Annotated in this window: 20 protein-coding genes; 8 read left to right on the top strand and 12 right to left on the bottom strand. The window is 67.9% G+C overall.

The genetic code is table 11. The annotated features are described in order from the left end of the window. Positions 1 to 15: 15 nt before the first annotated feature. Entirely contained in the window at positions 16 to 534 is a 519-nt protein-coding gene (locus OPU70_RS08875) for a GrpB family protein (protein ID WP_455903909.1), read from the top strand. A gap of 58 nt (positions 535 to 592) precedes the next feature. On the opposite strand, the gene trxA is transcribed toward OPU70_RS08875, so the two are convergent. From trxA to OPU70_RS08855, 4 genes are all read right to left on the bottom strand, one after another. Beyond that, positions 593 to 916, bottom strand: coding sequence for a thioredoxin (gene trxA / locus OPU70_RS08870; protein ID WP_042541543.1), 324 nt, complete (start codon positions 914 to 916; stop codon positions 593 to 595). Positions 917 to 982: 66 nt separating this feature from the next. Then, a complete protein-coding gene (gene trxB, locus OPU70_RS08865) occupies positions 983 to 1957 on the bottom strand; it encodes a thioredoxin-disulfide reductase (RefSeq protein WP_498557560.1) in 975 nt (324 codons plus the stop codon). Between the two features lie 89 nt (positions 1958 to 2046). Continuing rightward, entirely contained in the window at positions 2047 to 3660 is a 1614-nt protein-coding gene (gene murJ / locus OPU70_RS08860) for a murein biosynthesis integral membrane protein MurJ (protein WP_056374975.1), read from the bottom strand. Beyond that, positions 3653 to 5866 carry a DUF6049 family protein gene (locus tag OPU70_RS08855; RefSeq protein WP_498557559.1) on the bottom strand — a complete coding sequence of 738 codons (2214 nt, stop codon included), beginning with the start codon at positions 5864 to 5866 and terminating at the stop codon, positions 3653 to 3655. Before OPU70_RS08855 ends, murJ begins: the two co-directional genes overlap by 8 nt. A 99-nt stretch (positions 5867 to 5965) precedes the next feature. On the opposite strand from OPU70_RS08855, the gene OPU70_RS08850 reads away from it, so the two are divergent. Then, entirely contained in the window at positions 5966 to 7498 is a 1533-nt protein-coding gene (locus tag OPU70_RS08850; RefSeq protein WP_498557558.1) for a class I SAM-dependent methyltransferase, read from the top strand. 40 nt (positions 7499 to 7538) lie between these two features. Further along, a complete protein-coding gene (locus OPU70_RS08845) occupies positions 7539 to 8594 on the top strand; it encodes an LLM class flavin-dependent oxidoreductase (RefSeq protein WP_042541541.1) in 1056 nt (351 codons plus the stop codon). A 110-nt stretch (positions 8595 to 8704) separates the two neighbouring features. Here the strand turns inward: OPU70_RS08845 and OPU70_RS08840 are convergent, their stop codons facing one another. After that, positions 8705 to 9166: an ASCH domain-containing protein gene (locus OPU70_RS08840; RefSeq protein ID WP_498557557.1), complete on the bottom strand. Its 462-nt coding sequence runs from the start codon at positions 9164 to 9166 to the stop codon at positions 8705 to 8707. 20 nt (positions 9167 to 9186) lie between these two features. Next, complete coding sequence (locus OPU70_RS08835; RefSeq protein WP_498557556.1) at positions 9187 to 10944, bottom strand: alkaline phosphatase family protein; 1758 nt, start codon at positions 10942 to 10944, stop codon at positions 9187 to 9189. 70 nt (positions 10945 to 11014) lie between these two features. Here OPU70_RS08835 and OPU70_RS08830 point away from each other — a divergent pair, with 70 nt between their 5' ends. The 5 genes from OPU70_RS08830 to OPU70_RS08810 all read left to right on the top strand — a co-directional run bounded on the left by OPU70_RS08830 (position 11015) and on the right by OPU70_RS08810 (position 16646). Beyond that, positions 11015 to 11308, top strand: a complete 294-nt coding sequence (locus tag OPU70_RS08830) for a hypothetical protein (RefSeq protein WP_498557555.1) — start codon at positions 11015 to 11017, stop codon at positions 11306 to 11308. Positions 11309 to 11370: 62 nt separating this feature from the next. After that, positions 11371 to 12798, top strand: coding sequence for a CCA tRNA nucleotidyltransferase (locus OPU70_RS08825; RefSeq protein WP_498557554.1), 1428 nt, complete (start codon positions 11371 to 11373; stop codon positions 12796 to 12798). Positions 12799 to 12997: 199 nt separating this feature from the next. Beyond that, the gene (locus OPU70_RS08820; protein WP_498557553.1) at positions 12998 to 14332 is read left to right on the top strand and encodes an AfsR/SARP family transcriptional regulator; all 1335 of its coding nucleotides are present in this window, start codon (positions 12998 to 13000) and stop codon (positions 14330 to 14332) included. 212 nt (positions 14333 to 14544) lie between these two features. Beyond that, entirely contained in the window at positions 14545 to 16110 is a 1566-nt protein-coding gene (gene exaC / locus OPU70_RS08815) for an acetaldehyde dehydrogenase ExaC (protein ID WP_498557552.1), read from the top strand. A gap of 134 nt (positions 16111 to 16244) precedes the next feature. Beyond that, positions 16245 to 16646, top strand: a complete 402-nt coding sequence (locus tag OPU70_RS08810; protein ID WP_498557551.1) for a DUF779 domain-containing protein — start codon at positions 16245 to 16247, stop codon at positions 16644 to 16646. A gap of 39 nt (positions 16647 to 16685) precedes the next feature. Here the strand turns inward: OPU70_RS08810 and OPU70_RS08805 are convergent, their stop codons facing one another. Genes OPU70_RS08805 through OPU70_RS08780 form a run of 6 tightly spaced genes read right to left on the bottom strand, consistent with a single transcriptional unit; the run spans position 16686 to position 22321 of the window. Then, a complete protein-coding gene (locus OPU70_RS08805) occupies positions 16686 to 17441 on the bottom strand; it encodes an ABC transporter ATP-binding protein (RefSeq protein ID WP_311877838.1) in 756 nt (251 codons plus the stop codon). Then, positions 17438 to 18235, bottom strand: coding sequence for an ABC transporter ATP-binding protein (locus OPU70_RS08800; RefSeq protein ID WP_498557550.1), 798 nt, complete (start codon positions 18233 to 18235; stop codon positions 17438 to 17440). The genes OPU70_RS08805 and OPU70_RS08800 overlap by 4 nt, the downstream gene beginning before the upstream one ends. Further along, positions 18232 to 19092 (bottom strand): ABC transporter permease, encoded by an 861-nt coding sequence (locus tag OPU70_RS08795; protein ID WP_042541531.1) that lies wholly within the window; start codon positions 19090 to 19092, stop codon positions 18232 to 18234. The genes OPU70_RS08800 and OPU70_RS08795 overlap by 4 nt, the downstream gene beginning before the upstream one ends. Next, positions 19089 to 20051, bottom strand: coding sequence for an ABC transporter permease (locus OPU70_RS08790; RefSeq protein WP_455903897.1), 963 nt, complete (start codon positions 20049 to 20051; stop codon positions 19089 to 19091). The genes OPU70_RS08795 and OPU70_RS08790 overlap by 4 nt, the downstream gene beginning before the upstream one ends. Before the next feature lie 52 nt (positions 20052 to 20103). Then, the gene (locus tag OPU70_RS08785) at positions 20104 to 21597 is read right to left on the bottom strand and encodes an ABC transporter substrate-binding protein (RefSeq protein WP_498557549.1); all 1494 of its coding nucleotides are present in this window, start codon (positions 21595 to 21597) and stop codon (positions 20104 to 20106) included. Positions 21598 to 21625: 28 nt separating this feature from the next. Further along, positions 21626 to 22321 (bottom strand): DUF1684 domain-containing protein, encoded by a 696-nt coding sequence (locus tag OPU70_RS08780; RefSeq protein WP_498557548.1) that lies wholly within the window; start codon positions 22319 to 22321, stop codon positions 21626 to 21628. Positions 22322 to 22398 lie beyond the last annotated feature (77 nt).

Raw genomic sequence — 22398 nt, 5'->3', positions numbered from 1 at the left:
GGAATCGTGCCTCGAATGCTTGTCGGCTACGACCCCACCTGGCCGGAGCAGTTCGAGAGGATCGCACGGCAGATCCGCGCTCTCGGGGATGCCGACTGGACGATCGAGCACATCGGTTCGACGGCGATCCCGGGGATGCGGGCGAAGCCCATCATCGATGTGGCCGTCAGGATCAGGGACCTCGACGACTTCGAGATCCACAGCCAGGCTCTGCAGGCCGGTGGCTGGCGGCGGGGCAGCGCCGTGCGCTCGCATCCGGTGATGATCCTCGAAGCCGACGGCATCCGCAGTGCGATCGCACACTTCTTCGTCGAGGGGGAGTGGGATGCCGTGCATCAGCGGCTGCTCAGGGACTGGCTGCGGTCGCATCCCGACGATGCCGACCGCTACTCCCACGCCAAGTGCGACGCCGTGGCTGCCGCCGCACGCGGTGCGTCGACCTACAACGCCGCGAAGACTCCCGTGATCCAGGAGATCGTCGACCGAGCGCGCGCAGCCCGAGGACTGCCCTCGGTGCCGGTCTACGACAAGTAGGCGGCACGAAGAAAGGGCCGCCACTCCCGGAGGAGTGACGGCCCGTGTCTACGCGGGATCAGCCGATGAACGCGGCGAGATCCTGCTCGAGGGCCGGCTTCGGCTTGGCGCCGATGATGGTCGTCTTGACCTCACCGCCCTGGAACACCTTCATCGCGGGGATCGAGGTGATCTGGTACTTCATCGCCAGCTGCGGGTTCTCGTCCACGTTCAGCTTGAGGATGGTGATCTTGTCGGGGTTGTCGGCCTGGATCTGGTCCAGTACCGGCGCGACCATGCGACAGGGTCCGCACCACTCGGCCCAGAAGTCCACGAGGACGGGACCTTCGGCCTGCAGAACGTCCTGCTCCCAGGTCGCCTGGCTCGTAGCCTTTGCACTCATCAGAGTTCTCCTTGTTCGAGGTTCGCCTGCTACAACAGCAGACGAGGTGAAACTGTTCCCTGCCGCTCAGGCGGTGATGATCTCGGCGGCCTCCGCAGCCGGGAACTCGACCGAGGCGTCTTCGAGATCGGCCAGGAAGTGCTCGGCGTCGAGGGCCGCGACCGTTCCCGAGCCCGCGGCCGTGATGGCCTGGCGGTAGGTAGGGTCGATGACGTCACCGGCGGCGAAGACACCGGGAACCGACGTGACCGACGAGCGGCCGTCGACCCAGATGGTGCCCTCTGCGGTCAGCTCGAGCTTGTCGTGCACGAGGTGCGTGCGCGGGTCGTTGCCGATCGCGATGAACAGACCGTCGAGGGCGAGATCGCTGAGCGTGCCGTCGACCGTGTTGCGCAGCTGCACGCCCGAGACGGAGTCGCCACCGAGGATCTCGGCGACCTCGCTGTTCCACACGAACTCGATCTTCTCGTTCGCGAACGCGCGCTCCTGCATGATCTTCGACGCACGCAGGGAGTCCTTGCGGTGGATGACGTAGACCTTCTCGGCGAAGCGAGTGAGGAACGTGGCCTCTTCCATCGCCGAGTCGCCGCCGCCGACGACAGCGATCGTCTTCTCGCGGAAGAAGAAGCCGTCGCACGTGGCGCACCACGAGACGCCGTAGCCCGAGAGACGCTCTTCGCCCTCGATGTCGAGCTTGCGGTAGGCCGAGCCGGTCGCGTAGATCAGCGCCTGGGCCTCGTGCACGGTGCCACTGCCCAGCGTAACCTTCTTGACGGGGCCGGCGAGGTCGAGCTCGGTGACGTCGTCGTAGACGACCTCGGTGCCGAACTTCTCAGCCTGCTCCTGGAACTTGGCCATGAGCTCGGGTCCCTGGATCCCCTCGGGGAAGCCGGGGTAGTTCTCGACCTCGGTGGTGTTCATCAGCTCTCCGCCGACCTCGACCGTGCTCGCGATGAGCAGCGGCTTGAGGTTCGCGCGCGCCGCGTAGATGGCGGCGGTGAATCCGGCGGGACCCGAACCGATGATGATGACCTGACGCATGTGCTCTCCGTCGTAGATGCTGAGACGCCGAAAGACGTTCGACTGCTTCAACCAATGGTAGCCGCGCGACATTCCCGCGCGAGGAGTGGTCAGCGACCTGGCAGGAACCGCCGCAGCATGGAGCCCGCGACCTTGAGCTCGGGGGCACGCAGCAGGGCCAGGATGCCGATGTAGACCGCCACGACGGCGATGCCGATGATGCAGGTGCCCAGGGCACCGAAGAGCTGACTCCGGAGTGTCCAGCCGTCGTCACCGCCCATGAGGAGGAACACGCCCCAGCCGGCGGCTCCCGCCGGGATCGCCGCGAGAGCGAACCGGCCGATGGACAGCATCCACGACGCGATCTGCAGCCCGCCGATCTTGCGGTGCAGCAACCAGATCGCGAGCAGCGTCTGCGCCGTGCTCGCGATGGACTGGCCGAGGGCGACTGCTGCGGCGAGCAGGCTCGCGGGGAGAACATCGGCGGTGTAGAGGAATGACGCGAGTAGGGCCGTGCCGACGACGAGCGTGCACTGGAAGATCGTGAACCAGAAAGGCGTACGGGTGTCGTCGTAGGCGTAGAACGTCCGCTGCACGATGAACAGGATCGTCAGGGGCAGCAGTCCGATGAGGTACGCGATCAGCACCGGGGCTGCCTGGAACGTCTCGTCTATGGAACGCGTGAACACCCGGGATGCGGGAAGAGCGGCCGCTGCGACCGCGGCGATCGCGGCGATGATGAAGAACACCAGGGTGCGGATGCTGCGGCTGATGTCGGCACGCACCTCGTCGTCCCGACCGGCCGCCGCGTGCTCGCTGATCTGAGTGAAGTACGGGGTGCCGATCGAGAGCACGATCACCGAGTACGGGAGCATGAAGACGAGCCATGCGTTCGCCATCACCGTGGTCGAAGCGTCGGTGCCCGACACCGTCGTAGCGATGCTGGTCTGGAAGAACCCCGCCGCGATGCCGGCGAGAGCCATCAGCAGGGTCCACCCGGCCAGTCGTCCCACAGTGCCGAGGCCCGCGCCTCGCCAGCGGAAGTCTGGGCGGAGCGAGAGGCCGGTGCGCCGCCAGAAGACGAGCAGAACCAGCGCCTGCAGCATGATGCCCAGGGTGGCCGTGCCTCCGAGCATCGCGGTCATCTCGGGCGTCCAGGCGGCGGCTCTCGTAGGCACGTTGCCGAACAGGGCACCGAGCGCCAGGAAGCCGGCGATCGACGCGACGTTGTTGATGACGGGCGCCCACGTGAACGGGCCGAAGATGCGACGCGCATTGAGTGTCTCGCCGAGGAGCGCATAGATGCCGTAGAAGAGGATCTGTGGGAGACACCAATACGCGAGCGCGGTCGCCAGTGCGCGCAGCTCCTGCTGCTTGTCGGACGTCGCGAGGGCGACGAGTCCGGGGGCGGCGATCATCGCGATCGCCGTACAGACGAGGAGCACCACCACGCCCAGCGTGAACATCTTCGAGATGAAGGCGCCGCCGCCATCGGGCTTTGCGGTGGCCTTGACGATCTGGGGCACGATGACAGCCGTCAGCACGCCGACGGAGATCAGTTGAAAGACGCTGTTGGGGAGCTGATTCGCCACCGTGAAGGCGTCGGCAGCCTGAGAGATGGATCCGAGTACTCCGACGAGCACGATGCTTCGGAGGAGGCCCGTCACCCGAGAGACCATGGTGCCGGCCGCGATGACGGCGCTGGCGCGCCCGAGACTACTCATTCATCTCCTCGACGGCATCGGACTCGGATGTCGTCTCCTGTTCGTTCTCAGCGATGGCCTCGCGGCGCCGACGTCGGACGGTGCGGATGATGCCGAGACCGAGAAGCAGCACGATGAGGCCGCCGAAGACTCCGAGACCGATCGCCTCCCATTCGGCCCGCACCGAGACGCGGACGCTCTCCGGCTGACTGATGGGCACGCCGGTGGGGCTCGAGAGCGACAGCGTCAGGGTGACCTCGCCGCTACCGACACGGGCCGATACGGGGACCTTGACCCTCGTGGTGGTTCCGGGCTGGATCGTCCACGGCGTCACCGACTGCACGTCGAGACGCGGGTCGCTCGGCTTGACGCTGAGCTGGATGTTCACCGGCCACGGCAGATCGTTGCGCACCGAGAACGGCAGGTCGGCGTTGGCGGAGAGCAGCTGGATGGTGCTTGCCGGAGGGATGTCGACGGCGTTCAGGGTCTCTGTCGTCGCGATGGTCACGTCGGAGACGGCGTCGTCGAATCCCTTCTCCGTGAGGCCGACCGCAGTCGCCCGCATGATCTGGATGCGCTTGGGGCTCAGCAGCAGCTGACTGTCGTCGAGGATCGTGGAGAAATCGCCGAGCACGATCTCGCTCTCGAGCATCCGCTGCAGAGCCGTCGCACGAGCCTGATCGGGATCGGTCGAGAGCGTCGCCGGAGTCTCCGGGACTGCCAGCACCTCGGCGAGACCGAATCCGAGGGAGTCGACCGACGCGACGGCCTCTCTGAGCGCCTCGGCCGTGCGCGTCTCGTCGCGGTCGAGTCCGATCAGGAGCGGTGCGGTCGGGTTCGACTGGCCCGTCAGGGAGATGTGGGCGCTCGCCTCGGCGAGCCACTGCTGACGCGCGGCGGTGTCGTCTTCCCCTGCGGCCTGCGACAGGGCATCGGATGCTGCAGCCGAGGTGACCAGCACGCTGCGCCCATCCACACCGACGTGCGCACCGACGGCGCCCTCGATGGCCGAGGACGACAGGACCGTGACCGCTCCGTCGCTCATATACGTCGAGAAGACGTCGAGGTCGGCGGCGGACACATCGCTGCGCGGCCACAGGATTCCCGGGGTCGTTCCCTCGATGGCGGTGAGTCCGGCATCATCGGGCAGCACAGGGCCATCGGTGGGCGGCGACGTCGGTTCGTCACTCGGTGTCGGCGCCGGCGTCGGCGCAGTGCCTTCTGACGGCACAGCGCCCTCTGTCGGTACCGAGGCCGGAGTCGGCTCAGCAGTCGCGGTGGGGGTGGGGGTGGGAGTCTCGTCTGCGGGCTCGGTGAAGTTGCTCGGGTTGAGGAACGGCGCGAGCGTCGTGGGCTGCAGGAGCGTGGGAAGGCCAGCCTGAGCCTGCGTGGTGGCGTCGGCATCGGCGAACTGCAGAGCGAAGCGCTCGTTGGGCAATGCGTCGAGAAGGCGCAGCCACTCGCGGGCGCTCTGCGGCGCGGAGGAGCCGAGCACCCGGATGGCGGCTGGAATCGCCGGGTCGATCGCCAGGATCGCCGAGGTTCCACGAACTCCTTCGACGGCCGCGGTGAGTGCGCCGTCGGGGGCGGTGAGGGCAGTGAGTTCGTCTGCGGTCAGGAGGGCACCGTTGTCGGGCGTGGCCGTGATCGGCACCATCACGGCGATGGGAGGGTTCGCGGCGGCGGTCACGACGAGCACCGTTGCCGACGTCACCGATCGCGCATCGTCCTGAGCATCGGTCTGTGCTCCGCTGAGGGTCGCTCGCAACGGGTAGACGCCGGGGGCGAGGTCGCCCAGCACCTCGGGCGGCAGGAAGAGGCTCGAGGTCACGGATCCCTCGGCGTCGACGGGCGCAGTCGTCTCAGAGCCGAGCTGTTCGAAGCCGCCCGTGGCGTCTGCCTCGTCGAGCCATGTCGAGACGGCGGCCTCGTCGGTGAGGGGGGTGCGGTTGAGCTCCACGGTGACGCGACCGGACGAGAGCTCGGTCCGGGAGTCGTTCTGCACGGTGATCGAGGCCGTCGTCGCGGCCCCAGGAGCGACCGTGCCGCGGACACCGGCAGAGACGAGCAGATCGATCGACGAGCCCTCGGACTCGGCATCGGTGGCGGCGAACGCGCTGCCGGCCCCCGCGCCGGCCAGGCCGAGAACGATCGCCGAGATGACGGATCCGCGTGCCAGGCGGTGCAGGCGCGTGCGGAGGCCGTTCTCGGGGGTGGTCGCGGTCATGAAGGTCTTCCTCGAACGCCGGGGATCCCAGGCTGCTCGTGAGTGCTGACCTTGTGATTCTAGGCGGCTGGCTGAATGAGAACCCTGAAGACGCGTAGAGTGACGGCCGTGTCCGACACCCTCGCCCCCACGCCCGATCCGCTCCGCAGCACCGCACTCGCCGCGGATCTCGACGACGCGGATCTGCGTTCGGAGCCTCTTCGCCGACTGTGGGGAGAAGAGGAGGACGACGCGCTGGCCAGAGGCATGCGTGAGCCGATCCTGCGCTCGATCGCCGGTGACGGCGGTGTGCTCGCCACGCTCGGCAGGCTGCTGGTGCTCGGAATGCCGCAGCCGCTCGCCGCGGTGACCGCGGCTCTGCCGAGACTCGGCGCCGACGGCCTCGCCGCTCTCGGTCTCGCACGCATCGAGGGGAGCGATGTGGTTCCCACTGCGCTTCTGCGGCCGCAGTCGTTCGTCGACTCGGATGGGATCGGTGAATGGTGGATCGCCAGCGATCTGGATGAGGTGGCGCTCGACGGCGCGCTTCCGGAGGATCACGTTCTCGGCGTCGGCGGAGCCTCGCGCACCCTCGCCGAGATCATCATGCCGATCGAGGTCGACCGCGCTCTCGATCTGGGCACAGGGTGCGGCATCCAGGCACTTCTGGTCGCTCGCCACGCAGGCTCGGTCGTGGCCACCGACATCTCGGCGCGTGCCCTCGCCTATGCCGAGTTGAACGCCCAGCTGAACGGCGTCACGAACATCGAGTTCCGCCTGGGCAGCATGTTCGACCCGGTGGAGGGGGAGGCGTTCGACCTGATCGTCTCGAACCCGCCCTTCGTGATCACCCCGCGCGCAGAGGGCGTGCCCGAATACGAGTACCGCGACGGAGGTCTCGTCGGCGACGCCCTCGTCGAGCAGTTCCTGCGCGCGGTTCCGTCCTTCCTGACTCCTGGGGGTGTGGCGCAGCTGCTCGGCAACTGGGAGTCACGCGGGGGTCAGGTGGCGTTGACCGGGCGTTCCGGTCTCGACCGCCTCTCTTCCTGGGTTCCCGGCGACCTCGACCTGTGGGTGATCCAGCGTGAAGAGCTCTCGCCGCTCGGATACGCAGAACTGTGGATCAGGGATGGGGGCACGACGCCGCGGGATGCCGCGTTCACTCCGCTCCTCACGGCGTGGCTCGACGACTTCACCGCCCGAGGCGTCACCGCGGTCGGATTCGGCTACATCCTGGTGCGCAGACCGGCCGCCGACGGTGTCCCGCTGCGCCGTCTCGAGCGCGTGACGCAACCCGTCTCGAATGTGGGCGCCGCACTGCGCGCGGGCCTCGCCGCACACGATGTGCTCGCGACCGGACTGCCCGCCACGCTGCTCGTCGCTCCCGACGTCACCGAGGCACGCCATCTGCTCCCCGGCAACGACGACCCGAGCATCATCGAACTCCGACAGGGCGGGGGATTCGCCCGCACGATCACGGTCGATCCCGCGCTCGCCGGTTTCGTCGGAGCGTGCGACGGCGACCTCACCGTCGTGCAGATCGTCTCGGCCCTCGCCGACCTGTTCGAGGTGCCGCTCGTCGAGCTGTGGGCCGACCTCGAACCCCGTATCCGGCAGCTCGTGCTCGACGGCCTGCTGGTTCCGGGGGAGTGATGACGGAATACCGCACCCCATCTATGCGTTCGAATACACCATGAAGGCTTTCGGATTCCTCTCCTTCGGGCACTATGCAGACGTGCCCGGTTCGGCGACCCGCACCGCGGGAGACATGCTGAAGCAGACCATCGAGATCGCGGAGGGTGCAGACGAGATCGGCGTGAACGGCGCCTCGGTGCGCGTTCACCACTGGGCACGGCAGGCCGCCTCGCCCATGCCGCTGCTGTCGGCCATGGCCGCGCGCACGAAGCGCATCGAGGTCGGCACCGGCGTGATCGACATGCGGTACGAGAACCCCTTCCAGTTCGCCGAAGAGGCCGCCGCCCTCGACCTGATCGCCGACGGGCGCATCGCGCTCGGCGTGAGCCGGGGGTCACCCGAGACGGCTCTGCGCGGCTACGAGACCTTCGGCTTCCATGACGAGGAAGACCCCGAGCGGGGCAGCGTGATCGCTCGCGAGAAGTTCGATCTCTTCCTCCGTGCCATCGACGGTGAGGGTCTCGCCCCCGGCGACCCCCGCATGGTCGGCGCCGGGCGCTATCTCGCGATCGAGCCGCAGTCGCCGACTCTGCGCGACCACATATGGTGGGGCTCCGGGTCACGGGCCACGGCTGAGGAGACCGGGCGCAAGGGCCTGAACATGATGAGCTCCACGCTTCTCACCGAGGCGACAGGCGTGCCTTTCCACCAGCTGCAGCGCGAGCAGATCGACCTCTTCCGCGCCGCCTACAAAGAGGCCGGTCACACCGGTGCACCGCGAGTCTCGGTCAGCCGCAGCGTGTTCCCGCTGGTCTCCGACATGGACAGGGCGTACTTCGGCCTGCGCAGCGAGGAGAACGCCGACCAGATCGGCATCATCGACGGCTTCCGCTCGACGTTCGGCAAGACGTATGCGGCCGAGCCGGACGTGCTCATCCAGCAGCTCCTGGCCGACGAGGCGGTCATGTCGGCAGACACACTGCTGCTGACGATCCCGAACCAGTTGGGGCCCGCCTACAACCTCCACGTGCTCGAGTCGTTCGCGACGCACGTCGCTCCGGCACTCGGCTGGAAGCCGAACACCGAGGGGCCTGTGCAGGGCGATCCGGTCTGACGACCTGTCGGCTCGGGCGACGAAAGGGCGGATGCTGACAGCGTCCGCCCTTTCCTTGTCGCGGACCGCGGATTCCGGGCTGACCGTGCTCTGCGGTGCGGAGGCGTCGGTCAGGCGGGGTGGACGACGCGAAAGCGCTCGCAGATGATCGGCATGTCGGCCTCGAATCCCCGAGGGTTCTCGGAGTGGGCGCGCCAGTACCGCTCGTGCGATTCGCGCCAGTAGGTGAGGGTGCGGTCTCCCTCTCCTTCCGCGTGCGCGTGCTCGTCGGTGACCTCGTCGAAGGGCACAGTGCGGACCGCGGTCGTCTCGAGCACGGCGCGCGGAGCGCCGGATCCGTCGAGGATGATGCTCAGCTCTCCGACGTACGGCTCGGGGTCAACCGTCTCGTCGTAGTCCCACTGCGAGGAGGCGGTGCCGGTCTTCACGCCGGCGAGGACGAGCGCGAGCAGAGAATCGGCATGGTCGGGCGTCGCGCCGAAGGCCCAGGCGCCGGGCGTCTGCTCCGGAAGCGCAGGATTCTCTGCGCGGACATGGTTCCAGAAGGCGGTGAGCGCGGCACTGTCGGTCATGCGGCAAGCCTATTGCCGTGCTACTTGGCCGCGGGGCCGAACAGCTCCTCGCCGTGCTCGTGCAGCAGCCGGTAGGCGTCGGCGAACGTCTCGGGCTCGGGTTCGCCCGGCTTGCCGTACTTGGCGATCAGCAGACCGAGCAGACCTCGGGCAGGCGGGGTGAGCGGTTTCATCTCGGTGGGGTCACCGGGCTTCGGCTCAGCACGCTCGGGGTTCGGCGGCGTGTAGGCGGGTGTCGTGACGGGCCAGTCGGCGGGATGCCGGGGCTGGTCGAGGTTCACGGCGGCGAAGAGCGTGTTCGCCGACTGGTCGCGGTCGTTGAGCGGCTTCAGGCCGTGCAGGCGCGAGAGGGTGGCCGTGACCGACCCGTGGTGCATCTCGTCGTGGACGATGGTTCCTCGACGCGTGTACGCCGACACCGCGATCGCCGGCACACGGCATCCGAGTCGATCGAACGTGAAACCCATCTCGCCCGCCCCGGTGTCCTTCGTCGGCTTCGTCGCCGAGGGGGGAGGCACATGGTCGTAGCACCCGCCGTGCTCGTCGAAGGTGATGAGCAGCAGGGTGTTGACCGCGTTCGAGCCCTGGGGCGACGCGCTGGTGCGCACCGCCTCGTAGATGTCGTGGATCAGACGGTCTCCGGCCCGGACATCGGAGATCGCGCTGTCGTAGACGGGCTCGCCGTCGACGACACTCTCGCGAGGCGACCCGAACGGCGGGTGGAAGTCGTTGTGGTCGTAGACCATGCGCGGTTCGATGAACGCGTATGCCGGCAGGGTGCCGTTCTTCGCCTCTGCGTAGAAGTCCTCCATCGTGCCGAAGTGCTCGGTGCGCCAGTACTTCTCGAGCACTGCGGCGTGCAGCATCCCCGTGAACGACACCAGCTGGAGCTTGTCGATGTAGATCTTCCAGCTGACCTTCTCGTCTTCGAGCCGATTGAACACCGTCGGCGCCGCAGGGGCGTCGAGCCACTTGCGGTAGCCGCCGCCCGCCTGGTTGGTGACGAAGCCATGCGAGGTCGACGCGTGGAAGAACGACCGGTTGCAGAACGTCTGCGACGGCACCCCGGCATACCAGTGGTCGAACACCGCGAACTCGGAGGCGAGCGTCGACAGCACGGGCAGCATCTCAGGGGAGAAGGAGCCCATGATGTGCGCGGCCTCCTCGGGCTTGGGCTCGACGCCCTTGCGCAGGCGGCGGAAGTTGATGATGTAGTCCTCGAGGAACCCCGACATCGTCGCCTTCTCGCCGTGCGTCGGTGCGTTGAACGGGGCCGACATCTGATCGACGAACAGGTCTGCGTTGTCCTTCGGTTCGACCGTGCCGAAGATCTGGGTGTTGACGTGCGGATACTCCTCGCCCGGGTCGGGGTCGGGCAGGCTCATGATCCGGTCGGTGTCTCCGGTGTAGACGTGTGCGTCGACGACCGTGCCGTCGGCCGCGGTGTTGCTGTGCGTGCCGAACGCGAGACCCTCGAACTTCTCGCCTTTCGGAAGCGTCTCCTTCGAGTACAGATAGCCGAGCAGGTTGTCGAACGACCGGTTCTCGCCCATCACCACGACGAGGTGGTCGAAGCCGGGTTCGCTGCGCGGAGTCAGCGCGGCGAACGGATCGGGGTCGGAGGCGAAGCCCTTTCGCTGATTCGCGACGTTCACACCGATCGCCGCACCTCCGGCGCCGCCGATCACGGCGCCGGCCAGTGCGGCGCCGCCCATCTTGAGGAATCCTCGCCGGGAGGGCTCAGGCGCGGTGGAGGACTCGCTCTGTTCTCCGGTCACGATGCCGATCCTAGGACGCGGAGGGTGTCGACGCACGGGATGCTGAACGCGGCGCCGCTACGGTGGGGGCATGAGCTACGCAGGAGAGTCCTCGATCGAGGCGCGCGTCCGGGCGGTCAACGCCGATTTCGGTCGCCGTCAGACGCGGCTGTTCGTCACGTTCGCGCTGATCGAGGGCCCGGTGCTGCTTCTCCTCGCTGTCGCGATCTACGGCTTCGAGCTCATCGACCCCGAGATCGGGATCTGGTTCATCGTCGCCGTCGCGGTGATCGGCGGGTTCCTGATGACCATGCTCCTCATGCGGCTGGTGCAGGCGAGAGCTCGCGCGGTCGCGCAGGCCAAGGGCGAGAACCCCTTGTTCTGACACCCTGCCCAGACACACCAGCCGCCGACGGATGACACCCGCACCCCGGTACGCTGGAACCCATGCTCAATATGGCTGACGGCCTCGTCCGTCTCGGCGCGCTCGCCGAGAACCCGGTCGTCCGCACCCTCGCCGGGGCGTTCGAGGAAGCGGGCTTCGACCTCGCCGTGGTCGGCGGACCCGTGCGTGACGCGCTGATCGGCAGGCCGACACACGACCTCGACTTCACGACGAACGCGATGCCGGACGACATCCTGCGCATCGTCAAGCCGATCTCGACCGCCCAGTGGGACATCGGCCGCGCATTCGGCACCATCGGCGCGCGTGTGCAGGGCGAACAGGTCGAGGTCACGACGTACCGGGCCGACAGCTATGACGGCGTGACCCGCAAGCCGACCGTCGAGTTCGGTGACACGATCGACGCCGACCTGCACCGACGCGACTTCACCGTCAACGCGATGGCGCTGCTCGTGCCGGCCGTGAAGCTCGTGGACCCGACCGGGGGAGTCGAAGACCTCATCGCGGGCGTGCTGCGCACGCCGGCGAGTCCTCACGTGTCGTTCGGCGACGACCCGCTGCGGATGCTGCGCGCCGCGCGCTTCAGCGCTCAGCTCGGCTTCCGCATCGACGACGACACGTTCGACGCGATCACTCAGCTGCGAGCGACTCTCGAGATCGTGAGCCCGGAGCGCATCCAGTCGGAGCTCGTGCGGCTCATGCAGACCGACGACCCCGTGCGCGGCATCCGCGTGCTCGTCGAGACAGGTCTGATCGAGGAGTTCCTGCCCGAGGTGAGCGCTCTGCGGCTCGAGGTCGACGAGCACCACCACCACAAGGACGTCTACGAGCACTCGCTCACGGTGCTCAACCAGGCGATCTCGCTCGAGCAGTCGCGCAACCCCGGGGCTGAACCTGACGTCGCACTGCGCATCGCCGCGCTTCTGCACGACATCGGCAAGCCCCGCACTCGCAAGCTCGAAGACGGCGGCGTCGTCACCTTCCACCACCACGACGTGGTCGGGGCGAGAATGGCGCGCAAGCGTCTGCAGGCGCTGCGGTTCGACACGGACACGACCGAGGCCGTGTCGAAGCTGATCGAACTGCATCTGCGGTTCTTCGGCTACGCCGAGGGCGCCTGGACGGATGCCGCGGTGCGCCGCTACGTGCGCGATGCGGGCGACCAGCTCGAACGCCTGCACATCCTCACTCGCGCCGACGTCACCACGCGGAACAAGCGCAAGGCAGGGCGGCTCGCCTCGGCCTACGACGACATCGAGTCGCGCATCGCCGCGTTGCGCGAGCAGGAGGAGCTCGACTCCATCCGCCCGGAGCTCGACGGCAACCAGATCCAGAACATCCTCGGCATCGCGCCCGGCCGCGAGGTCGGCGAGGCCTACCGATTCCTGCTCGAGCTGCGCCTCGACGAGGGTGTCATCGGAACGGATGCCGCTGAGCAGCGCCTTCGCGAATGGTGGGCCGCCCGGGCCTGAGCTCGCTCCGCGGGCGGGCACACCTGGGGATGCCCGTACGGCAGGTGCATGCCCAGAACACGCATCTCACCCTGCATCTGTGATCCGAGCATTCACCTGCCCGTGGATCTGAGCGCGCAACCGGAATATCGCGGGTACCGCCCGCGGCATCCGGCTCCTACACTGAGGTAACGCTCCACCGACGACGAATGGAGACGCCGTGGTTGTGTCGTGGCAGGTGTCACGTGATGGCCCTCCTGAGGCCTCTCGTCTCCTGATCGAGCGTGCGCATGAAGAGCTGATCGCCGGCAACCTCGAAGATCATCGACTGCAGCAGGTGCGTCCTCTCGTCCGTGAGTCGTGGGTGCGGTCGTGGCGCGGCCGGGTCGGGCCCGAGGAGGCGCCGCGGATCGAGCTCGTGACCGAGGAGCTCGAGGCCTATCGACTCGCGCATCCGCTCGCATCCGCCATGGACATGATCCGTGCCCTGCTCCTGCCCGGCACCCCCGAGGAGGCGGGGGTGGTCGTCGCCGTGGGCGATCAGGCCGGTCGGCTGCTGTGGATCGAAGGCGACCGCCAACTCCAGTCGCTCACCGAGGGCATGGGATTCGTCGCCGGCGCGAACTGGGCAGAGAACGCCGTCGGCACGACCGCACCGGGCACGGCTCTCACCCTCGATCAGTCGGTGCAGATCCGCGGGGCCGAGCACTACAACCGGCTGGTGCATCCGTGGTCGTGCACCGCGGCACCGGTCCGCGACCCCGAGACGCGGCGGGTGCTCGGAGTGATCGATGTCACGGGTGGTGACGAGGTCGTCTCGACCCAGGCGCGGTTGCTGGTCGACGCCACGGCGCGCGCCGTCGAGTCCGAGCTGATGGTGGCGCGGCTTCGGGCGCGCAGCGAGGCCCCACGCCCCGCGACGTTCTCGTCGCGCGCCAAGCCCACGACCCGCGCGACCCTGCACGTGCTCGGGCGAGACAGAGCGCGCCTCGAGACCGAGACCGAGCTCGAGGAGTCGATGATCGAGCTGAGTGCCCGACATGCCGCCATCCTGCTGATGCTCGCGGTGAACCGTCAGGGCCTGTCTGCCGAGCGACTGAGCGAACTCGTGTACGGACCCGAAGCGTCTGCCGACACGCTGCGTCCTGAGATGGTGCGCCTGCGCAAGGTTCTCGAGAAGCACGCGCCCAGCCTCGTTCCGGAGTCCCGGCCCTACCGACTGACGGTACCGCTCGAGACCGATGCGCACGACGTGCTCTCGCTGCTCGACCGAGGCGCACATCGTGTCGCCCTCACCGCGTATCGCGGCCCTGTGCTTCCCGAGTCGACCTCGCCGGGTGTGGAGGAGTTCCGTGAGTCGGTGAGAGCGGCGCTGCGCGAGACGATGCTGTCGGAGGCGAGCCTCGACGTCCTGCTGGAATACGCCGAGATCCCGGAAGGGCAGGGGGATGCCGCGGCGCTGCGTCTCGCTCTCGAGATGCTGCCGGCCCGGTCTCCGAAACGCGCCGGACTCGTCGCGCGCATCGAACGCATCGAACGCATCGAAGATCGCTGACCCGGGGTCATCCGGCTGACGGATCCCCGCCCGGCGGCCCACACGCCGACGGCATACCCGCCATCCAGGGAAGTATCAGCCGTTCGACGGATGCCGCCATGCCCGCCCCGCAACCGTTCGCAACGTTGCGCATCGGGACGCAACGTGCGGCGACCTACCGTCGGATCACAGCCGCACGGCATCGGAGCCGCGGCCCGTCGAAGGAGTCACCGATGACCATCGTCGAAGAAGACGTGTCCACCGCATCCGCGTCGTCCGCCTACGCCGCTCCCGGTCAGCCGGGCGCCATCGCGACCTATCGCCCCCGGTACGGCCATTACATCGGCGGCGAGTTCGTGGACCCGGTCAAAGGGCAGTTCTTCGACAACGTCAGTCCGGTCAACGGCAAGCCCTTCACCGAGGTGGGCCGCGGAACAGTCGAAGACATCGACCGTGCCGTCGACGTCGCCTGGAAGGCGTTCGCGAGCTGGGGCAAGACCAGCCCGGCTGAACGATCGGTGATCCTCAACAGGATCGCCGATCGCATCGAGCAGCACCTCGAGGAGATCGCCGTCGCCGAGACCTGGGAGAACGGCAAGCCCGTGCGCGAGACGCTCGCCGCCGACATCCCTCTCGCAGTCGATCACTTCCGGTACTTCGCCGGCGTGCTCCGTGCGCAGGAGGGCGGCATCAGCCAGCTCGACGAGAACACCGTCGCGTATCACTTCCACGAGCCGCTCGGAGTGGTCGGTCAGATCATCCCGTGGAACTTCCCGATCCTGATGGCGGTGTGGAAGCTCGCGCCGGCGCTCGCCGCAGGCAACTGCGTGGTCATCAAGCCCGCGGAGCAGACCCCGGCATCCCTGCTCTTCCTCTTCGACATCATCGGAGACCTGCTGCCGGCCGGTGTCGTGAACATCGTCAACGGCTTCGGCATCGAGGCAGGTGCACCGCTCGCGCAGCACAAGCGCATCCGCAAGGTCGCCTTCACGGGTGAGACCACGACGGGGCGCCTGATCATGCAGTACGCGTCGCAGAACCTGATCCCGGTCACGCTCGAACTCGGAGGCAAGAGCCCGAACGTCTTCTTCGAGGATGTCGCGCGCGACACCGCCGACCCGTTCTACGACAAGGCGCTCGAGGGCTTCACGATGTTCGCGCTGAATCAGGGCGAGGTCTGCACGTGCCCGTCGCGCGCGTTGATCCAGCGGTCGATCTACGACGGGTTCCTCGCCGACGGACTCGAGCGCGTCGGCAAGGTGATCCAGGGCAACCCGCTCGACCCGGCCACGATGATCGGCGCGCAGGCGTCGAACGACCAGCTGGAGAAGATCCTCAGCTACATCGACATCGGAAAGCAGGGCGGCGCGCGGCTGCTCACGGGAGGCGATCGCGTCGACCTCGGCGGCGACCTCAGCGGCGGGTACTACGTCGCACCGACCGTGTTCGAGGGCACGAACGACATGCGCATCTTCCAGGAGGAGATCTTCGGGCCGGTGCTGTCGGTCACCTCGTTCGACAACTTCGACGATGCGATCTCGATCGCCAACGACACGCTCTACGGTCTGGGCGCCGGAGTCTGGAGCCGCAGCGGTGACACGGCATATCGTGCGGGGCGTGCGATCGAGGCCGGTCGCGTCTGGACCAACACGTATCACCAGTACCCGGCGCACGCAGCGTTCGGTGGATACAAGCAGTCGGGCGTCGGGCGCGAGAACCACAAGATGATGCTCGACCACTACCAGCAGACCAAGAACCTCCTGGTCTCGTATGCGGAGGGACCGATGGGCTTCTTCTGAGCGAAGCCCGCCTCCGGTAATTGAGCAAGGAGCGAAGCCCCGAGACGAAACGCGCTGAACCGCTCGCCGCGTTTCGTCTCGGTCGGCTTCGCCGTCCTCGCTCAACGACCGGGAGCTGACGAAAGGTAGGAATCATGGTGAGCATCGGCACCTATCAGCGGGTCGACGTGACGGATGCCGCGGCGTCCCTCATCCGCGACCTCACCGTGCAGCATGGCCCGCTGATGTTCCACCAGTCGGGCGGATGCTGCGACGGCTCATCTCCCATGTGCTACCCCGTCGGGATGTTCATCACGGGCCCCGGAGATGTGCTGCTCGGTGCCCTCGATGTGGGGCTCGACGCCCCGGTCGAAGTCTTCATGTCGGAGTCACAGTTCGAGTACTGGAAGTACACGCACCTGACGATCGACGTCGTGCCGGGGCGCGGTGCCGGCTTCTCGGTCGAGGGCCCGACGGGGATGCGATTCCTCATCCGCTCGCGGATGCTGAACGATGCGGAGCTGGAGTACTTCGGGCTGGCGGGTTCGGCGGGTTGACGACCGCGGACTGATGCCACGTCACGCCGCCGGCGGCGCTCAGCGGGGGAGGCGCGGAACGGCGTCGACCAGCGCCCGCGTGTACGGATCCTGCGGGGCATGCAGTACGGATGCCGTGGCACCCTGCTCCACCACGTGACCGTTCTTCAGCACGACTGTCCGGTCGCACGCCGAGGCGATGGCCGTGAGGTCGTGCGACACCATCACGAGCGACAGGCCGTTCTCGCGGCGCAGGCGGTCGAGCAGCTCGAGCACCTGCACCCGGGTGGTGACGTCGAGAGCGCTCACGGGCTCATCGGCGAGCAGAACCCGCGGACGGGAGACGACGGCCCGTGCGATGGCGATGCGCTGACGCTGTCCGCCCGAGAACTCGTGGGGATAACGGTGCGCGGTGTCGGCGGGAAGGCCGACCGACTCGAGGGATTCGGCGATGCGGCGCTGGGCGTCGGCACCGGATGCCAGGCGCAGTGACCGAAGCGGCTCGCCGATGATGCGGTCGATGCGCTGACGGGGGTCGAGCGACGAATACGGGTCTTGGAACACGGGCTGTACGCTCGCGCGGAAGCGACGCATCTGCGCGCGATCGCGCAGCGACAGGAGCTCGCCGTCGAACAGCACCTGCCCCTCCCGAGGCACGGCGAGGCCGAGCAGCAGACGCAGGATCGTCGATTTGCCGGCACCCGACTCGCCCACGAGCCCGAGGGAGTCGCCTTCATCGAGGCTCAGCGAGATGTCGTCGAGCACTCGATGAGAGCCGTACGCGAAGCCGGCGCCGCGCAGTTCGAGAAGGCTCATGCGCCCGCCTCCGTCGCATCGAGGAACGCGTCGAGTGCGCGAGCGCTGTCGACCAGCATCCGCGTATACGGCTCCACAGGGTTCCGCAGCACCTGGGCGACCGTGCCCTCTTCGACCACGAGCCCATCGCGCAGGACGACGATGCGATCGACCATGCGCGACACGACGGCGAGATCGTGGCTGATGAACAGCAGCGCCATGCCTCGCTCGGCGACGAGACGCTCGAGCAGGGCGAGCACGGCGTCCTGCACCGTCACGTCGAGAGCGGTCGTCGGCTCGTCGGCGATGAGCAGCTGCGGCTTGGCGGCGAGGGCTATCGCGATCGCGACCCGCTGCCGCTGACCACCCGAGAGCTCGTGCGGGTAGGCGCGCGCGATGCGCGGGTCGGTGAGAGAGACCTCGTCGAGGGCGGCCGCCACCGCAGAACGCAGCTCGGCGCCGCGCAGTCCGAGATGACGGCGCAGCGGCTCGGCGATCTGTCGTCCGACGCGCATCAGCGGATCGAGCGCGGTGAGCGGCTCCTGGAACACGATCTGCGCGACGGGTCCGCGCAGAGGCCTGAGATCGGCATCCCGAGCGCCGACCACCTGGTGCTCGTCGAGCAGCACCGACCCGGAGGCCGTGAGCGAATCAGGAAGCAGACCGGTGACGGCGAGCGAGGTGAGCGACTTGCCCGACCCGGATTCGCCGATCAGGCCCAGACGCTCGCCGGGTGCGAGTGAGAACGACACATCGCGCACGAGTGCGCCCGATGCCGAAAGCACGGTGAGGCCTGAGACGTCGAGGATGCTCATCGGCTCCTCCTGCGGGTCGGGTCGGCGAGATCGCGCAGGCCGTCGGCGAGGAAGTTGACTCCGAGCACCAGGGCGATGATCGCGATGCCGGGGGCGATCGCGCCCACCGGGGCGGTGAGCACGGTGCCCTGCGCCTCCTGCAGCATCCGACCCCACGAGGCGTTGGGCGGCGGGGCGCCGAGTCCGAGGTACGACAGGCTCGCCTCGGCGAGCACGGCGGCACCGAACTGCAGCGCGAGACTGACGGCGAGTGTCGGCGCGATGTTGGGCAGCACGTGCTGCATCACGATGCCGAGAACACCCGTGCCGCTGGTGCGCGCGGCGGTGACGAACTGCTCCTGCAGCACGCGGCGCGAGAGGATGCGGGTGAGACGCGCGACGACTGCCGACATCGCGAGACCGATCGCGAGCACCGCAGACCAGAGCGAGGCGCCCTGCACGGCGACCACCAGCATCGCGAGCAGCAGCACCGGGAACGCGATCACGACGTCGAGACCGGCTGACAGCGTGTCGTCGACCCAAGGGCGGGAGAACGCGGCGATGAGTCCGACGATCGTGCCGAGCACGGCGGCGATCGCGACAGAGCAGGTGCCGACGATCAGAGCGATCCGCGCACCCCACATGAGCTGCGACAGCAGATCACGGCCGAGACGGTCGGTGCCGAGCAGGTGCAGGGCGCTCGGGCCCTCGAGGCGGCTGCCACTGGTGTCGGCGAGCGGGTACGGCAGCCAGAACAGCGAGACCAGGGCGATCAGCACGATGACGCCGGTGAGCGCGAGTCCGATCAGCAGGGTCGCCTTCGGTCGGCGCCGCACGGGGACGGAGCCGGTGATCAACTGCTCGGCGACGCGGCTCATCGGTTGCCCGAGACGCTCGTGCGCAGACGCGGATCGATCAGGCGCTGCACGATGTCGGCGGCGAACCCGACGAGCAGCACGAAGAGGGTGCTGACCACGAGGACGCCCTGGATGACCTGGAAGTCGTGCTGCTCGATGGCCGACAGCAGCAGGCTGCCGAGACCGGGGAGAGTGAAGACGCTCTCCACGACGACCGCGCCGAGGAGCGTCGTCGACAGCTCGATTCCGAGGATCGCGACGACGGGCACCGAGCCGTTGCGCACACCGTGACGCAGAAGCGCTTCGGCAGTGCCGGAACCCCCGGCCCGCGCGGTGCGCAGGTAGTCGCTGCCGATCACGTCGAGGGTGGCCGACCGCACGTACCGGCTGAGAGAGGCGCTCATCACGATCACGATGGTGATCACCGGCAGGGCGAGCGAGCGCAGGGCATCGGCCGGATCCTCCCAGTCGTCTCGGGGGAAGCCGCCCGAAGGCAGCAGGCCGAGTCCGAGCGCGAAGACCCAGACGAGCACGACGCCCACCCAGAAGACGGGAACCGCGACGCCGAGCTGCGCGAAACCGGAGAGCGCGATGCCGTACCAGCGGTCGGACTTCACGGCCGCGGTGATGCCGATCACGAGCGAGACGAGCAGCGCGACGGTGAACGCGATGAGCGTGAGCGGAAGGGTCACGGCGAGGCGGTCGGCGATGTCGGGGCCGACCGGACGCGAGCTCAGGAAGGACTCACCGAGGTCGAATCGCAGCAGCTGCCCCGCCCAGGTCGTGAACTGCTGCAGCAGGGGCTGGTCGGAACCGACCTGCGCGCGGGCCGCGGCGATCTGCTCAGGAGTGGCATTGACCGAGAGCAGGGCGTTCGCCGGGTCGCCGGGAAGCAGGCGCAGCAGCACGAAGATCGCGATCATCGCGACGACGAGCGACACCACGAGGAAGGCGAGACGGCGGATCAGATAAGCGAGCATGGCTGTTCAGGATGAGGAGGGGGATGCCGACGCGCGGCATCCCCCTCGCGCGTCAGGACTTGACGATGTCGTAGGCGAAGAACTGGGAGTTCAGGCCATTGACCGGGTATCCGCTGAGGTCGCTCGAGGCGACCACGATCTGCGGGTAGAGGTACAACCATACGCTCGCGGCATCCTCGGCGATCTTCTCGTTGACCTGCTTCAGCAGGGCGGTCTGCTCGTCGGTCGTGACTGCCTGCTCGGCCTCGGCGACCCACTGCTGCACCTGGGCGTCGTTGTATCCCCAGTAGAAGTCGGGGTTGCCGTACCAGACCACGTCGCGGTCGTTCACGTGCTCCTGGAGCGTGGCCTCGAAGTCCTGCTCCTTGAACACCTTCGTGTACCACTCGTCGGCGCTGATCGTGTTGATCTCGACCGTGATGCCGACCTCGGCGAGCTGCGACTGCAGGAACTCCGCCACGGCGGGGTGCGGGTCGTAGCTCGGGGTGTCGAGCGTGAACGTGAAGCCGTCGGCGTAGCCGGCCTGAGCGAGCAGATCCTTCGACAGCTCGACGTCGTAGGGGTTCACCGCGGTGAGGTCCTCGTACCAGGGGTCGGTCGGCGGCACCATGGAGCCGATGAGCGTGCCGTAGTCGCCCCAGATCGACTCGAGGAGCTTCTGGGTGTCGATCGCCGAGTAGATCGCCTTGCGCACGAGTGCGTTGTCGAAGGGGGCGACGCGGTCGTTGAAGGCGAGCAGCTCCTTCGTGGTCGAGGTTCCCTCGCTGATCACGTAGTCGTCGTTGTCGAACTGCGCGAGCGAATCCGGGCTCTGCACGCTCGTGATCACGTCGATCTCGCCCGTGGCCAGAGCGTTGTTCTCGGCGGTCGCGTCAGTGAAGTAGGTGTAGACGACCTCGGCGTTCTTGGCCGGCTCGCCCCAGTAGTCGTCCCAGCGCTCGAGCGTCAGGGTCGAGCCCTTCTTCCACTCGTCGAGCGTGTAGGGGCCCGTGCCGTCTTCCGACCCGGTGATGTCGCCGGCCTCGTCGTTGACGACCCAGACGTAGCTGAGGTTGTAGAGGAACGAGATCGACCGCTGCGACAGCGTGAAGACGACGGTCTGGTCGTCGGGGGTCGCGATGTCGGCGATCGTCTTGAAGCTCGACTTGCGCGCCGACACGGAGTCCTCGGCGGTGACGGCCTCGACGCTCGACTTCACATCGGCGGAGGTCAGCGGGTCACCGGAGTGGAAGGTCACGTCGTCGCGCAGCGTGATCGTGTAGGTGAGGCCGTCGTCGGACACCTGAGCGTCTTCGGCGAGAAGCGGCTCGACCTCGCCGTCGTCGGTCAGGCGGTAGAGGCCCTCGTAGACGTTGCCGGTCAGGGCCTCGGTCACGCCCTGGCCGCCGCCCTGCGTGTTGCTCAGGTTGGTGGGCTCGTACAGCGACCCGATGAAGATCGTGGCGTCTTCGCTCGCGGCGTCGTCGGTGGCGCCCGACGCGCATCCGGCCACGAGGGCGAGCGTGGCCACGGCGCCGAGCGCGCCGAGGATGCGGGTTCTTCTCATGAGTGCTCCAGGGTGAGGGGGTGCGGCGTCACGCCGCGTAGATGTCGAAGCCGTCGCGGAAGACGACGTTCTTCTCGCCTGCTCGGATAGGCAGGGGGAAGCGGTTGGATGCCGGCGGCAGCGGGCAGTTGTACTGGGCGCTGAACCCGCACGGCGGCGCGAAGGCGCGGTTGAAGTCGAGCACCACGGTGCCCTCGTCGTCGCGCAGCTCGACGAACAGGAAGCGGCCGGATCCGTAGGTCTCGGCGCCGTTCGTCTCATCGCCGAACACGAGCAGCAGGGTGCCGCCGTCGTCGAAGGCCGCCAGATCGTATTCACGGCCGTCGAGCTCGAAGTGGATGTCGCCGGGGACGACGAGCTCGCGTGTGCCGCCGTTGTCGCGGATGTGCTCGAACGACACTCGGCGATCGCCGGACACCGGGGTGAAGTGACCCTCGAGCACCCACGCAGGGTCGTAGTCGTAGGTGTCGATGCGGTCGAAGGCGCGGATCGCCGGTGCATCGGCATCCCACAGACGCAGTCCGTGCTCGGCCTCGCCGGTCTCGATGTTCGTGCGCTGGATCGGCGTCACGGTCACCGTGTCGGATGCCGCCTGCTGCTCGGCATCCAGATCAGGCGCCTCGCCCGTCCAGCGGGTCTCGATCAGGGCGAGGTTGCCCGTCGCGGACGTGACGGAGGCGCGGCGCTCGGCCTGCCACTGGGTGTGATCTTCGCGTTCAGACATCACCTTCCATTCTCTTGCATGCAGAAGAGGGTGGGGCCGGGTCCGTCACTCGAGGTAATGCGCGATGACAGGCATTC

It is taken from the genome of Microbacterium sp. SWDP-B6, assembly GCF_059803615.1.
Note: the sequence above shows the minus strand (reverse complement) of the source record. Positions and strands in the feature narration are given on the sequence as shown.

What these genes read in the sequence shown, in the direction of transcription:
- OPU70_RS08845 (WP_042541541.1), top strand. Translation starts at nt 7,539, where the DNA reads ATGAAGGCTTTCGGATTCCTCTCCTTCGGGCACTATGCAGACGTGCCC.
- exaC (WP_498557552.1), top strand. Translation starts at nt 14,545, where the DNA reads ATGACCATCGTCGAAGAAGACGTGTCCACCGCATCCGCGTCGTCCGCC.
- OPU70_RS08805 (WP_311877838.1), bottom strand. Translation starts at nt 17,441, where the DNA reads ATGAGCCTTCTCGAACTGCGCGGCGCCGGCTTCGCGTACGGCTCTCAT.
- OPU70_RS08785 (WP_498557549.1), bottom strand. Translation starts at nt 21,597, where the DNA reads ATGAGAAGAACCCGCATCCTCGGCGCGCTCGGCGCCGTGGCCACGCTC.
- OPU70_RS08790 (WP_455903897.1), bottom strand. Translation starts at nt 20,051, where the DNA reads ATGCTCGCTTATCTGATCCGCCGTCTCGCCTTCCTCGTGGTGTCGCTC.
- OPU70_RS08875 (WP_455903909.1), top strand. Translation starts at nt 16, where the DNA reads ATGCTTGTCGGCTACGACCCCACCTGGCCGGAGCAGTTCGAGAGGATC.
- OPU70_RS08800 (WP_498557550.1), bottom strand. Translation starts at nt 18,235, where the DNA reads ATGAGCATCCTCGACGTCTCAGGCCTCACCGTGCTTTCGGCATCGGGC.
- OPU70_RS08810 (WP_498557551.1), top strand. Translation starts at nt 16,245, where the DNA reads ATGGTGAGCATCGGCACCTATCAGCGGGTCGACGTGACGGATGCCGCG.
- trxA (WP_042541543.1), bottom strand. Translation starts at nt 916, where the DNA reads ATGAGTGCAAAGGCTACGAGCCAGGCGACCTGGGAGCAGGACGTTCTG.
- OPU70_RS08780 (WP_498557548.1), bottom strand. Translation starts at nt 22,321, where the DNA reads ATGTCTGAACGCGAAGATCACACCCAGTGGCAGGCCGAGCGCCGCGCC.
- OPU70_RS08840 (WP_498557557.1), bottom strand. Translation starts at nt 9,166, where the DNA reads ATGACCGACAGTGCCGCGCTCACCGCCTTCTGGAACCATGTCCGCGCA.
- OPU70_RS08795 (WP_042541531.1), bottom strand. Translation starts at nt 19,092, where the DNA reads ATGAGCCGCGTCGCCGAGCAGTTGATCACCGGCTCCGTCCCCGTGCGG.
- OPU70_RS08855 (WP_498557559.1), bottom strand. Translation starts at nt 5,866, where the DNA reads ATGACCGCGACCACCCCCGAGAACGGCCTCCGCACGCGCCTGCACCGC.
- OPU70_RS08830 (WP_498557555.1), top strand. Translation starts at nt 11,015, where the DNA reads ATGAGCTACGCAGGAGAGTCCTCGATCGAGGCGCGCGTCCGGGCGGTC.
- trxB (WP_498557560.1), bottom strand. Translation starts at nt 1,957, where the DNA reads ATGCGTCAGGTCATCATCATCGGTTCGGGTCCCGCCGGATTCACCGCC.
- OPU70_RS08825 (WP_498557554.1), top strand. Translation starts at nt 11,371, where the DNA reads ATGCTCAATATGGCTGACGGCCTCGTCCGTCTCGGCGCGCTCGCCGAG.
- murJ (WP_056374975.1), bottom strand. Translation starts at nt 3,660, where the DNA reads ATGAGTAGTCTCGGGCGCGCCAGCGCCGTCATCGCGGCCGGCACCATG.